9 protein-coding genes are annotated in these 13,032 nt (G+C 63.2%); 7 read left to right on the forward strand and 2 right to left on the reverse strand.

Annotation, left to right across the window (positions count from 1 at the left end):
- Nucleotides 1–6 precede the first annotated feature (6 nt).
- The 4 genes from ACTJKX_RS16720 to ACTJKX_RS16735 all read left to right on the forward strand — a co-directional run bounded on the left by ACTJKX_RS16720 (nucleotide 7) and on the right by ACTJKX_RS16735 (nucleotide 6,512).
- Entirely contained in the window at nucleotides 7–1,317 is a 1,311-nt protein-coding gene (locus tag ACTJKX_RS16720; protein ID WP_311944148.1) for a DEAD/DEAH box helicase, read from the forward strand.
- 37 nt (nucleotides 1,318–1,354) lie between these two features.
- A complete protein-coding gene (infA, locus tag ACTJKX_RS16725; RefSeq protein ID WP_068294521.1) occupies nucleotides 1,355–1,636 on the forward strand; it encodes a translation initiation factor IF-1 in 282 nt (93 codons plus the stop codon).
- A 206-nt stretch (nucleotides 1,637–1,842) separates the two neighbouring features.
- Nucleotides 1,843–2,517, forward strand: a complete 675-nt coding sequence (locus ACTJKX_RS16730; protein ID WP_440725934.1) for a class II aldolase/adducin family protein — start codon at nucleotides 1,843–1,845, stop codon at nucleotides 2,515–2,517.
- 188 nt (nucleotides 2,518–2,705) lie between these two features.
- Entirely contained in the window at nucleotides 2,706–6,512 is a 3,807-nt protein-coding gene (locus tag ACTJKX_RS16735) for a caspase family protein (protein ID WP_440725935.1), read from the forward strand.
- Nucleotides 6,513–6,579: 67 nt separating this feature from the next.
- Here ACTJKX_RS16735 and ACTJKX_RS16740 read toward each other — a convergent pair whose 3' ends face one another.
- Together ACTJKX_RS16740 and hslU are read right to left on the reverse strand one after the other, a co-directional pair.
- Entirely contained in the window at nucleotides 6,580–7,383 is an 804-nt protein-coding gene (locus ACTJKX_RS16740) for a MetQ/NlpA family ABC transporter substrate-binding protein (protein ID WP_440725936.1), read from the reverse strand.
- Between the two features lie 227 nt (nucleotides 7,384–7,610).
- On the reverse strand, nucleotides 7,611–8,912 hold the full coding sequence (gene hslU, locus ACTJKX_RS16745) for an ATP-dependent protease ATPase subunit HslU (protein ID WP_394314986.1): 1,302 nt from the start codon (nucleotides 8,910–8,912) through the stop codon (nucleotides 7,611–7,613).
- A 368-nt stretch (nucleotides 8,913–9,280) separates the two neighbouring features.
- Between hslU and ACTJKX_RS16750 the strand changes: the two genes are divergently transcribed.
- The 3 genes from ACTJKX_RS16750 (at nucleotide 9,281) to ACTJKX_RS16760 (ending at nucleotide 13,025) form a co-directional block, all read left to right on the forward strand.
- Complete coding sequence (locus tag ACTJKX_RS16750; protein WP_068294568.1) at nucleotides 9,281–10,351, forward strand: ABC transporter ATP-binding protein; 1,071 nt, start codon at nucleotides 9,281–9,283, stop codon at nucleotides 10,349–10,351.
- Nucleotides 10,352–10,519: 168 nt separating this feature from the next.
- Nucleotides 10,520–11,836, forward strand: a complete 1,317-nt coding sequence (locus tag ACTJKX_RS16755) for an ABC transporter substrate-binding protein (RefSeq protein WP_068294513.1) — start codon at nucleotides 10,520–10,522, stop codon at nucleotides 11,834–11,836.
- A 250-nt stretch (nucleotides 11,837–12,086) separates the two neighbouring features.
- On the forward strand, nucleotides 12,087–13,025 hold the full coding sequence (locus ACTJKX_RS16760; RefSeq protein WP_394314985.1) for a carbohydrate ABC transporter permease: 939 nt from the start codon (nucleotides 12,087–12,089) through the stop codon (nucleotides 13,023–13,025).
- Nucleotides 13,026–13,032: the final 7 nt, after the last annotated feature.

Genomic DNA, 13,032 nt, shown 5'->3' on the forward strand with positions numbered 1-13,032 from the left:
TTTGATGTGACTTCCGAAGTAACTTTTGCAGCGCTCGGCCTTGCCGAGCCGCTTTTGCGTGCGCTTGACGCCGCCGACTACCAGAACCCCACCCCGATCCAGCACAAGGCGATTCCCGCTCTCCTCGAAGGGCGCGACATGATGGGCCTGGCGCAGACAGGCACCGGCAAGACGGCCGCCTTTGCGCTGCCGATCCTGCAGCGCCTGTCGAAGTCGCGCCATGGCGCCGGCCCCAAGGGCGTGCGCGCCCTCATCCTGGCGCCGACGCGTGAGCTCGCCATCCAGATCGACGAGAGCTTCCGCACCTATGGCGTGCATATGGGCTTTCGCATTGCCGTGATCTTCGGCGGCGTCAGCCAGGGCCCGCAGGTCAAGGCGCTCGCCGACGGCGTCGACATCCTGGTCGCCACGCCCGGCCGCCTGCTCGACCTGCAGCAGCAGCGCAAGGTCCGCCTCGACAAGGTGGAGATCCTGGTGCTGGACGAGGCCGACCGCATGCTCGATATGGGCTTCTCGCGCGACGTGCTCAAGATCGTCGACGAGACGCCGCTGGAGCGCCAGTCCCTGCTGTTTTCGGCCACTATGCCGAAGACGATCAAGAAGCTCGGCGAGGAGATTCTCCTCAACCCGGTGCATGTGGAAGTGACGCCGGAAGTGGTGACGGTCGACAAGATCGACCAGCATGTCTACCACGTGCCGGCCTCGGTGAAGCGCTCGCTGCTCCTGCATCTGCTCAATGATCCGGCGATGAGCCGCGTCATCGTCTTCACCCGCACCAAGCACGGCGCCAACCGCGTTTCGGGCCATCTCGACAAGGCCGGCATTCCCTCGGCGGCGATCCACGGCAACAAGTCGCAGAATGCCCGCCAGAAGGCGCTGGAGGATTTCCGCTCGGGTTCCACGCGCATCCTGGTGGCGACCGACATCGCCGCCCGCGGCATCGATGTCGACGACATCACCCATGTCATCAATTTCGAGATGCCGGTGGATGCGGAAAGCTATGTGCACCGTATCGGCCGCACCGCCCGCGCCGGGCGCAGCGGCATCGCCTATTCGTTCTGCGATCCCAATGAGCGCGACGAGCTCAAGGCGATCGAACGCCTGACCAAGAAGCCGCTGATGGTGGCCGCTCCGGTGCAGGGGCTCGAAGCCGATCAGAAGCACGGCGAACGTGGTCCCCGCCACCCGCATCAGGGCAAGCCGAACGGCAAGCCCCGGAACAACAACGGGCAGCAGGAAAAGTCTCATTCGGGCCAGCCGCGTTCGGGGCGTTCGCGCCGTCCGGGTGGCCGCAACAATCAGCGTCGCGCCGCCTGAGGGCGCGGCCTTTTCATTCCCTCAATAGGACCTGCACATGGCAAAAGAAGAACTGATGGAATTTGAAGGCGAGGTTTCCGAAGTGTTGCCGGACGCCCGTTTCCGCGTGAAGCTCGACAATGGCCACGAGATGATCGCCTACACGGCCGGCAAGATGAAGAAGAACCGCATCAAGACCATCGAGGGCGACCGCGTCACCGTCGAGATGTCGCCCTACGACCTCGACAAGGGACGTATCATCTTCCGCCACAAGGACGAGCGTGCGTCGTCCGGGCCCCGTCCGCCGCAGCGCGGTGGCGGCAATATGCGCCGCCGCTGATCGGGAAGGCGGGTCTTCCGGCCCGCCCGCTCAGACGCCTTCAGCCTGGGAGCACCGGGTTGGTGTGCCGGTCTCCTCAGCTCCATGTGATGGAGCGAGACCGGCCGGCTTCCCGCGCTCAATATCGCTCATTCGACAATTTGGGCTTGCCACCCCCGGCCCTTCTTCCGCATCGATGGCACAGCCTCGAATCCGGAAGATCCAATATGAGCCAAGACGATCCGCGCAAAGGTGAACTCGACCTGCGCCGCGCCATCATCGACAAATGCCGCTGGATGAATGCCAACGGCCTCAACCAAGGCACCTCCGGCAATATTTCGGCCCGCTGCGGCGACCGCATGCTGATCACGCCTTCGGCCATCCCCTATCACGAGATGGAGCCGGAGATGATCGCCGCCATGCCCTTCGAGGGCGAGTATGGCGCCTGGGAAGGGCCGCTGAAACCCTCGGTGGAATGGCGTTTCCACTTCGACATCCTCAAGGGCCGCCCGGATGCCGGCGCCGTGGTGCATACCCATGCCACCTGGTCCACCATCCTCGCCATTGCCCATAAGCCGATCCCGGCCATTCACTACATGATCGCAGCCTTCGGCGGTCCCGACATACGCTGTGCGCCCTATGCCCGCTACGGCTCGGAGGAATTGTCGCGTTTCGCCCTCGAGGCCCTGGAAGGCCGCAATGGCTGCCTGCTCGCCAATCACGGCATGATCGCCGTTGGTTCCAGCCTCGACAAGGCGATGTGGCTGGCCCATGAACTGGAAACGCTGGCCAAGCAATATTACCACGCCCTTCAGATCGGGGGCGCGAACATCCTGCCCGACAGCGAGATCACTGAGGTGGTCGAGGGCTTCAAGAGCTACGGCCTGCAGGACAAGAAGTAAGCCGCAGATCCCCGACGCTTTTGCCGCCGGCGGAGCGAACACCGTTCTTCCCCCATATTCGGAAGGAGGAAGGGCGTAGCAGGCTACCTCCCTGGGTGGCCGAGCTACCCCCAAAAGCCGAATGGATATTCGCCGCCGGCGCATTAGAGTTCTTGCCGAGGCGATGTCTCGGAAGGGCGGGGTTGGACATGCGGGCTGTCTTCTTTGCTGCGGGGCTGTGTCTGGGCGCGGTTCTTTGTTCGCGGGCACTGGCCGGCCCCGATGCGCCGCCCGGCCAGAGAGGGCTCTCGCGCATCGACGCCACGTCGCCCGCCACCATCGAGGGACAACTGTCCTATCCCGGGGAAGGGTTGCCGGACGATCTCAAAGTCTGCGCCGTCAATCTTGCAACCACAAAGGTAACTTGTACCAGCGAGCGCATCAGGCTGAGGCGCAAGGGGCGGCCAGCCGGCTATCGGCTGACGGTGGCGGCCGGCGACTATCAGGTCTATGCCGCCAGTCGCGAAGGCGGGCAGGAGGCGCGTGCCTATTTTACCGAGTTCGTAACCTGCGGCGTACAGGCCGGCTGTCCCTCGCATGCCATCATTCCCGTGGGCCTGGCGCCGGGCGCTGTGCGTAGCGATGTCGATCCGGGAGACTGGTATGCGGATAAATGGCCGGACGCGGTAAAGCCGGCAGAACCGACGGCTGCCACGCAATCCGCCAAACCCGATCCTCGTGCGCAGGTCAGGCCGCTCGCGGTGCCCGTCGAGGGCAAGCGTTCCCATACGCTGCTCGGCGAGGCCAATCAGAGCTGCGACGCCGCGTTGCCGTTGCTTGCGGAGTCGAGAAGTCGCCTATCCGTGACGGCGATCGGCGGCACCGCCGTTCGAGCCGGAGAAATCAAGACGCTTTCCTGGTCGGTCGGTCCGCAGCGGGGCCATGCTCCGACCTACCTCATTGTCGCCGCCGATGCGCCTGTCCGGGTGAATGGCAAGGGATTCTATGTGCTCGCGCCCAATGCCATAGCCCCGTTCCGCCTTCGACAATTCAAGGAATTGACGCGTATCGTCATTCCCTTGCACGTCAAGGATACGGCGCGTAGCGGCAGCCTGGATGTCAGGCCGCTTCAAGCAGGGACTCTTCATCTTACGGCCGCCCTCACCGGTTTTGCGCAATGCGGCGAGCTTGCCGATGGTTCGCCGAGGTCGATCGATCTAGCGGTGAGTGCCGGAACACCCGAAATCGTGATCTCCGATCGTTTTGAACTCAGGAAACCGGATCAGAGCATCCTGTCGCCCGACGGGATGCGCCAGATTGACATTGTCGGTCCGCGCTGGCGATTGATCGACGTCGGCAGTGGGAGCCAACTGTCGGAGCAAGTCGGGAAGGAGCCGCGCTTTTCACCGACGGGGCGTTTCATTACCGCGACGGCCGAAGAGCAGTTCAGCCTCTACGATGCCGTCGATGGCAAATTCGTTCAAAAATTATGGACCGGCAGTTGGGACCTCGCCTGGGATGACCGGGACAGCTTCCTCGTCATCGGCGCAAGCGGGCGTGGCTTCATCAACGTCCTCTACCCCATCAACGAAACAGATCCAGACATTCAGGTGGGAGATGGCTGTCGGGCCGCATGCCCCGGTGTGGAGAGTTCCGCGGTAAAGATCGATCTGGAGAATAATCTTGTGCTGGGGCGGGGGACCCGCGCTTTCGACACCGTGGCCGATGCGTATGCCCGGCTGATGACGGGAACGGCGACGTTCCGGGACATTCGCAACAAGCCCAGCAATGGCGTCGAGACCTCCAGTAACGGCAGGCCCATGGTCTATCGCAGCTCGATCAATGCCTTTGCGGCCCCCTATCAAACGGTCGCCTTGGCGATCCCCAAACGGTGGGACTTCATTGATGGCCTGAAGTTCACCGTGCTGGGCGATCGTTCCAACGGAACGGACGCCCAGGCCGTGAAGGCGAATGCGGCCCTGCATCAATTCCTGGTGCAGCCCATCGTCGCCTCGGGTATGCCGGCAGCCGATCCGGTATCCAGCGATCCCATCGCTGTCGCGACGAGGGGAATAGGCCGCGTCTTCCTGCCCGACGAGGTTCGACTTTCCAAGCTCGAGCGGCGCCTGGTCGATTTCGGCCTGGAAATAAATACGGGCAGCAATCTGGCGACGTTGCCGGCGAATGCCGTCCTGAAGAACTCCCGCAAGCCCGATATCTGGCAGTTCGTCGGGGACAACAAAATCCAGGTGGCGGCGAGCAGTGAGAACTGCGGATCGGCCGACAAAGCGGCCGATGGCACCATAACCATCGACGCCTTCACCCCGATCGTCGAGGAGCTCTCGACGCCGCGTTACAAGCTGACCTTCTTCGGCGGTAGCTGCAATGGCGGCAATGGCGGTTTTCTCGATGCGCAACGCTTCATGCATGATTCTCGCGAACCGGGTGAAGTCTTTGACCTGATCGCCGGAACCAATGAGGACCCCGACAGCCCCGCCACCTGGTGCCCGACCCGTATCGGCGCCTGCGGCATCTCCGGAACACTTTTCTTCGAACGCTATCTGGTCATCTGGTCCAGGGAGAGCTTTGCGGCGGCCGTCTACGACTTGCAGGCGCGCAAACTTCTGCATTCGCTGATCCGCCTGCCATCGCCGGACGTGCTGGAACGCATCTCCCTATCGAACGATCTCAAGACCCTCACCAAGATCGATAGCGACGGCGGCTTCCAGATCCTGGACCTCAGCCGCAGCCAGAAGAACGCGGACGGCAAATTCACCGGTCAGTCCGTGCTCAAGCCCGTCATACTGTACGGCCGGGTGGTCGATGACGAGGTGGTGGTATGGGCTCCCACGGGCCAGTTCGATGCCACCATGGAAGGGGCAAGCTACGTCTCCCTAAAGCTGCCGGGGAGGCAAGGCGAATATACGCTGCAGCAATACCGTGATGTCCTGCATAGGGCAGGCCTGCTCAAGGAGGTACTCACCGGCACGACGCTTCCAGACGTCGTCATTGATCGCTTCCCTCCGGTGATTACGGTGAAGCCCACTCCCTCCCCACGCGTGACGGCGGAAATTGCCGTCACCGAAGGTGAGGTTGTGGCGTTGCGCATCTATCAGGATGGCCAGTTCACTGACGAGATTGCGGTGGCGGCGGGCGCAAGATCGGCTTCCGTCGATGTGCCGCGCCTGGCCGGTGCGCGCTGGATCGCCGTCGTGGCCAAGGGCAAGTCGGGTCTCTACAGCCAGGCTGCGACCTTCGATGCGGGCCAGCCCGAAACAGGGCGGCGGCGTGTTCATCTCATCAGCGTCGGCGTCGATAGATATGCGGACCCCGGCATCAGCCAGCTTGAACTGGCGGCAAGCGACGCCGGGCGCTTCCACGCGGCGATCGCAGCCAAGGCTGGTGACAGTGTGGATATCGTCTCGCAGGCCCTGTTGACGGATGAGCAGGCTTCGCGGGAAGCCATCCTGGCCAGGCTGCGTGTGGCAATCGCTGCCGGCGAGCCGGGCGACACCATCCTGCTGTTCGTGGCGGGTCATGGCATCCAGACGCCCGACGGTCAATATTATCTCGCGACGAGCCAGACACGACTGGCCGACATCGCCGGTACGGCCTTGCGCTGGAGCGATCTTGCCGCTGAGCTGGCAAAGGCGAAGTCGCGTATCGCCGTCTTCCTCGACAGTTGCCATAGTGGCAGCGCCGGGACCGGCTTCTTCGCCACCAGTGACAGCACGGCAAGCGCGCTCATCGACAAGGTGCCCTCTGGCATCGTGATCTTCTCCGCGGCGAAGGGACGGGAATTATCGGAGGAGATGCCCAGCCGTGGCGGCGGCGTCTTCACCGACGCTCTGGTCAAGGCGATGGCCAGCAAGGCCACCGACCTCAACGGCAACGGCGCAATTGAGGCCTCCGAACTCTATGCCGGGGTCAAGGGCAGCGTGATCAAGGCCACGGACGGGCGACAGACGCCGTGGTTTGCCCGCAACGATATGGTGGGCGACTTCGTGCCCTTTTGAGCGCTCGCGTTCGGTCCGCGGAGGCGCCCGGCGACTTGCCGGGACCCCGCCCTGCGATGTCCGGGGCTCACCAAGTCGGCACATAGGCGCCCTTATATTTGGCTAGGACGAAGTCCCGGACCTCGGGCGAGCGATAGGATTGCGCCAGGAGCGGCACCCAGGGCTTGTCCTTGTCCGCGGCACGCACGGCAATCAGATTGGTGTATTGCGGCTTGAGTTCTTCCAGGATCAAGGCCTGCCTGGTCGGGTCGAGGCCCGCAGTGACGGCATAATTGGCATTGACGGCTGCGGCATCGACATCGTCGAGGGAGCGCGGCGTCTGGGCGGCGTCGACCTCCAGGAAGCGCAATTGCTTGGGATTGGCGGTGATATCAGCCACGATCGGCTTGTAGCCGACGCCGTCCCTGAGGCCGATGATGCCCTTGTCGCGGAGCAGAAGGAGGGTGCGGCCGCCATTGGTCGGGTCGTTCTGGATGGCGATGGTGGCGCCATCAGGCACCTCGCTCCAGGCTTTGTGCCGGCGCGAATAGACACCCAGGCGCGAATTGATGATCGGGGCGATGCCGACGATCTTGTAGCCGCGGTCGGCGATCTGGTTGTCGAGATAGGGCTGGTTCTGGAAGGCATTGGCCTCGATTTCCCCGGCGTCGAGCGCTGCGTTGGGCACGACATAGTCGGAGAATTCGATCACCTCGATGTCCAGGCCGAGCTTGGCGGCGACGGGCTTGGCCGCTTCCAGGGTTTCGGCCATCGGTCCGGGCGTGGCGCCGACTCGGATGCGTGTCAGTGAGGCGAGGGCGGCTGTCGGCACAGCGAGCAGGGAAGCGGCAGCCAGCGTCAGGACGGAGCGGCGGGTAAGGGAGGAAGGCATCGATAAACTCTCCGAAGGGATGGATCGATGCGATGGTAGAAAAGTCAGTTCATTAAATCCATAAAAATTATATACTTTATAGCGACTTAATCCCGTCCTTCATGGACAGGAGCCCATCTGAAGCAAACGCGATCAGCCTTCCCCACTTCGTGAAGAGGGCTGATCCTGCCGTTGCCGGCCGGGGGCTGCGACGGAATTGGCCTATCCCGCCGGCAGACCAAAGGCCCTTACAGGATGAACTGGCTGAGATCGGTGTTCTTGGCGAGGTCACCCACCGTCTTCTGCACATAGTCGGCGTCGATCGTCACTTTCTCGCCGCCCTTGTCGGGCGCGGTGAAGGAGATCTCGTCGAGGATGCGTTCCATCACCGTCTGCAGCCGGCGCGCGCCGATATTCTCGACGGTGGCGTTCACCTGCACTGCGATGGCGGCGATGGCGTCGATGGCCTCGGGCGTGAAGCTGAGCTCAAGGTTCTCGGTACCCATCAGCGCCACATATTGCTTGATCAGGCTGGCTTCCGTGTCGGTGAGGATGCGGCGGAAGTCGTCCTGGGTCAGTGCCTGCAGTTCGACCCGAATCGGCAGGCGCCCCTGCAATTCCGGCAGGAGGTCGGAAGGCTTGGCGACATGGAAGGCGCCCGAGGCGATGAAGAGGATGTGGTCGGTGCGCACTGCACCGTGCTTGGTCGACACGGTGGTGCCTTCGATCAGCGGCAGGAGGTCGCGCTGCACGCCCTCGCGGCTGACGTCGGCACCGCCGCGGTTTTCACGGGCGCAGATCTTGTCGATCTCGTCGAGGAAGACGATGCCGTTGTTCTCGACCTGGCGGATCGCCTCCTGCACGATCTGGTCCTGGTCGAGCAGATTGTCAGCCTCCTCCTGGATCAGCTGGTCATAGCTGTCCTTGACCGTGGTGCGCTTGGTCTTGGTGCGCCCCGAAAAGGCCTTGCCGAAGATGTCGCCGATCGAGACGACGCCCATCTGGCCCTGCGGCAGACCAGGCAGCTCGAAGGACGGCGAGGAAGTGTCCTTCATCTCGATCTCGATTTCCTTGTCGTCGAGCTCGCCGGCGCGCAGTTTCTTCTGGAAACTATCGCGGGTCGCCGGGCTCGCCGTCGCGCCGACCAGGGCGTTGAGCACGCGCTGTTCGGCGGCCAGATGCGCCTTGGCCTGGACTTCCTTGCGCTTTTCGGCCTTCACAAGCGCTATGCCGATATCGATGAGATCGCGTACGATCTGTTCGACGTCGCGCCCGACATAGCCGACCTCGGTGAACTTCGTCGCCTCGACCTTCAGAAAGGGCGCGTTGGCGAGCTTGGCGAGACGGCGCGAAATCTCGGTCTTGCCGACGCCGGTCGGCCCGATCATCAGGATATTCTTGGGCATCACCTCTTCGCGCAGCGTCTCGTCGAGCTGCAGGCGGCGCCAGCGATTGCGCAGGGCAATGGCGACGGCGCGCTTGGCGTCGTGCTGGCCGACGATGTGGCGGTCGAGTTCTGAGACGATTTCGCGGGGGGAGAAATTGGACATAGGCACTCGGGAGGAAGGGTAAAGCTGCTACATAATGGCTGAAACGCGAAAATCCAGCATCGAGAATTGAAGCCGGCCCCGCAATTGCGCAACGCGAATAAGCTCAAGGCGGTATGATGATAACGCAACTTCCGCTCTGGGGCATATTGGTCTGAAGATTTGTGAGGGATGATGGGCTCTTTGCCTTGACAGGAGTCTTGTCCCACCGTCAGGATGCCGCCGCCTGTGGGGACCGTCTGCACCGATGGTGGGTCGGCTCCGGCAGGCTTTTTAGGTGTTCGCAACGGTCCGAAAGAGGCCGAAAAGGCAGAAATGCCGCCTTGGTGGCGGTGATCGGGCTCATCATCCTTTTGCTTGGGGGAAACGTCGTGGCGTCAGTCGACTTCGTCAATGTCAGGAAATCATTCGGGACCCACCCCGTCATCAAGGGCGTGGATATCGAGATTGCCGATGGCGAGTTCGTGATCCTGGTCGGCCCCTCGGGCTGCGGGAAGTCCACGCTCCTGCGCATGCTGGCGGGCCTGGAGAACATCTCGGACGGCGAGATCCGCATCGGCAAGGACGTGGTCAACAACCTGCCGCCCAAAGAGCGCGACATCGCCATGGTGTTCCAGAATTACGCGCTCTATCCGCATATGAGCGTGGCCGACAATATGGGCTTCTCGCTCAAGCTGAAGGGCGCCAGCAAGGCCGACATCGAGAAGCGCGTGAAGCCGGCCGCCGAAATCCTTGGCCTTTCCAAGCTGCTCGACCGTTATCCGCGCCAATTGTCCGGCGGCCAGCGCCAGCGCGTTGCCATGGGCCGGGCGATCGTGCGTGACCCGCAGGTCTTCCTGTTCGACGAACCGCTCTCCAATCTCGACGCCAAGCTGCGCGTCGCCATGCGCGCCGAGATCAAGGAACTGCACCAGCGCCTGAAGACGACGACCGTCTATGTCACCCACGACCAGATCGAGGCCATGACCATGGCCGACAAGATCGTGGTGATGCATGACGGCATCGTCGAGCAGATCGGTGCCCCGCTCGATCTCTACGACCAGCCGGCCAATCTGTTCGTGGCCGGCTTCATCGGCTCGCCGGCGATGAATTTCATCAAGGGCAAGCTGGATCCCAGCGATTCCAGCCGCTTCATCGCCGAGGATGGCAGCGTGCTGCCGGCGCGGGCGCCGCGGCAGGCGACCGACAAGCCGCTGATCTACGGCCTCAGGCCCGAAAGCCTGCGATTGAGCGCCGGCGGTATTCCGCTGACCGTCGTGGTCACCGAGCCGACGGGATCGGAAACCCATATGATGGCCAAGCTCGCGGGCACGGACGTGGCCTGCGTCTTCCACGAGCGGGTGGCGGCACAGCCCGGCGAGACCATCAATGTCTCCATCGATGTCGGCTCGACCCATCTGTTCGACGCCGAAAGCGGGCGCCGGCTGGAGCCGGCCGCCTGAGCGGCCTCTTCAGCCGTCCGAAAACGGTTTGGCCTTCGGGCCGCCGGGATGAGCGCCGTGCCAGCGTAGGCCGGGCCATTTCCCATGGACGTCGCAGGAGAGCTGCGTTGTCTTCGGTTCTGCCGATCTGCCTATAAATATAAGTTGCCATTGCCAGGGAGGACTTCGATGACGATCAACAGACGTGATCTGCTCACTGCTTCCGCAGGTCTCGCCGCGGCCGCCGGTTTTGGCCGGTTCGGCATCGGGCCGGCTTTCGCACAGGGCGCCGAGCCCGCCTACAAGCCCGAAGAGGGCGCCAGCCTGCGCGTGCTGCGCTGGACCCCCTTCGTGCAGGGCGACGAGGACGCCTGGCTCGCCAACACCAAGAAGTTCACCGAGGCGACCGGCGTGCAGGTCCGCGTCGACAAGGAAAGCTGGGAGGACATCCGTCCGAAGGCGGCGGTCGCCGCCAATGTCGGCTCGGGGCCGGACATCGTGCTGTGCTGGTTCGACGATGCCCATCAATATCCCGACAAGCTGACCGACCTCACCGAGCTCGGCACCTATCTCGGCGGCAAATATGGCGGCTGGTATGACGGCCTGAAAGGCTATGCCACGCGCGAGGGCAAGTTCATCGCCCTGCCGCTGGCGGCGATCGGCAATGCCATCTGCTACCGCGACAGCCACATGAAGGCGGCCGGCTTCAGCGAGTTCCCCAAGGATACCGCTGGTTTCCTCGAATTGTGCAAGGCGCTGAAGGCCAAGGGCACGCCCGCCGGCTTCCCCCATGGCAAGGCCGTGGGCGACGGCAACAACTATGCCCATTGGCTGCTGTGGAGCCATGGCGGCAAGATGGTCGACGAGAGCGGCAAGGTCACCATCAACTCGCCCGAGACCATCGCCTCGATCAAATATGCCAAGTCGCTCTACGAGACCTTCATTCCCGGCACCGAGAGCTGGCTGGACATCAACAACAACCGGGCCTTCCTCGCCGGCCAGGTTTCGCTGACGGCCAATGGCGTCTCGCTCTATTACGCCGCCAAGAAGGACGCCAAGCTCAAGGAACTGGCGGCCGATATCCGCGCGGTCAACTTCCCGGTCGGTCCCGTCGGGCAGAAGATTGAACTGCACCAGACCACGTCGGCGTTGCTGTTCAAGCATTCCAAATATCCCGAGGCGGCCAAGGCCTATCTGAAGTTCATGTATGAGGAACCGCAGATGAATGCCTGGATCAGCGGATCCAGCGCCTATTGCTGCCAGGCGCTGAAGGCTTTCGCCGCCAATCCGGTCTGGAAGGCCGATCCGATCCATGAACCCTATTCGCATGCGTCCGAAACGCTGCGGCCCAATGGCTATGCCGGTCCCCTCGGCTATGCGTCGGCCGGCGTGATGGCCGATTACGTGCTGGTCGACATGTACGCGGTCGCGGTGACCGGCCAGATGTCGCCGGAGGATGCGGCGGCCCAGGCCGAGAAGCGCGCCAATCGCTATTATCGGGTGTGAGGTCGCCAGGAGCAGTATCGTGGTGCTTGTCCCCTCATCCGGCTGCCGCCACCTCTAGCCAACTCCAAGGGAGTTGGCGACACCCGCAAGGGGAGAAGGGACTGGATCCTGAGAGGTTGGGTCGACCAAGCAACCTTCACTACGGCTCGACGCTCCCAAAACAATCCCCTTCTCCCCTTGCGGGAGAAGGTCCCGGCAGGGGGATGAGGGGTAAAGCCTCCTTCCTCCTTCCCTCCCACCAAGGCACTCCATGAGCATCGCGACATCGAGATCACGGCCGCGACCTTCCGCCTTCGCCAGGCTGGCGCAGAGCAGGGGAGCGCTCGGCACGCTCTTCATGCTGCCGGCGGCGGTGTTCCTGATCTGCCTGTTGGCCTATCCGCTGGGCCTGGGCGTCTGGCTCGGCTTCACCGATACCAAGATCGGGCGCGAGGGTATTTTCATCGGGCTGGAGAACTACGAGTTCCTCTGGGCCGATTCGGTATTCTGGCTGTCGGTGTTCAACACCGTCGTCTACACGGTGGTCGCCTCGATCCTCAAATTCGGCCTCGGCCTCTGGCTCGCTCTGCTGCTCAACCAGCATCTGCCCTTCAAGTCGCTGTTCCGGGCGATCGTGCTGCTGCCCTGGGTGGTGCCCACCGTGCTGTCGGCGCTGGCCTTCTGGTGGATCTACGATTCGCAGTTCTCGATCATTTCCTGGTCGCTGATGAAGCTCGGCCTGATCCAGCAGCCGATCAACTTCCTCGGCGATCCCATCAATGCCCGCATCTCGGTGATCGTCGCCAATGTCTGGCGCGGCATTCCCTTCGTCGCCATCTCGCTGCTGGCCGGCCTGCAGACCATCTCGCCCTCGCTGCAGGAAGCGGCCTCGCTCGACGGCGCCACCAGCTGGCAGCGCTTCCGCCATGTCACGCTGCCGCTGCTGACGCCGATCATCGCGGTGGTGATGACCTTCTCGGTGCTGTTCACCTTCACCGATTTCCAGCTCATCTATGTGCTGACCAAGGGCGGACCGGTGAACGCCACCCATCTGATGGCGACGCTTTCCTTCCAGCGCGGCATTCCCGGCGGCCAGCTCGGCGAAGGCGCGGCCATCGCCGTGGCCATGGTGCCCTTCCTGCTGGCGGCGATCCTGTTCAGCTTCTTCGGCCTGCAGCGCCGGCGCTGGCAGCAGGGCGGCGGGGAATAGCGGAGGC

Source organism: Labrys sp. 22185 (genome assembly GCF_052045555.1).
Classification (GTDB): domain Bacteria; phylum Pseudomonadota; class Alphaproteobacteria; order Rhizobiales; family Labraceae; genus Labrys; species Labrys neptuniae.